Below are 305 nucleotides of genomic sequence, written 5' to 3'. Positions count from 1 at the left end.
TGCTCGAACTTCTTCACCCAATCATTGAGTTGCGTGGACATGTAGGCCCAGTCGGGTAGATAAGCAAATTTGTCGTGCTCCTCCGGCGTATACTGCAGGGGGGCGGCGCCGGCACTCGCCTTCGCCTTCTGGTTGGCCGGAACTCCGCCAGTCAATTCATTGAAGAGTTCGGCGTTCTCTTTGCTCACCATGAAATTGGCGAACTCCATGGCGGCCTTCTTGTTCTTTGAGTTCGCCATAACCACCCATCCCTCGACATATTGGGCTGCCTTCAGGGACGGGTCCACCTTTGTCAGCGCCTTCAT

At 55.4% G+C, this 305-nt stretch carries 1 protein-coding gene; it reads right to left on the bottom strand.

Annotation, left to right across the window (positions count from 1 at the left end):
• The coding region (locus AKL29_RS07520) for an extracellular solute-binding protein (protein ID WP_152977469.1) at nt 1–305 on the bottom strand (305 nt) is incomplete at both ends.

Source organism: Bradyrhizobium pachyrhizi (assembly GCF_001189245.1).
GTDB classification, from domain to species: domain Bacteria; phylum Pseudomonadota; class Alphaproteobacteria; order Rhizobiales; family Xanthobacteraceae; genus Bradyrhizobium; species Bradyrhizobium pachyrhizi.
This window is presented reverse-complemented; position numbering and strand designations above follow the sequence as displayed.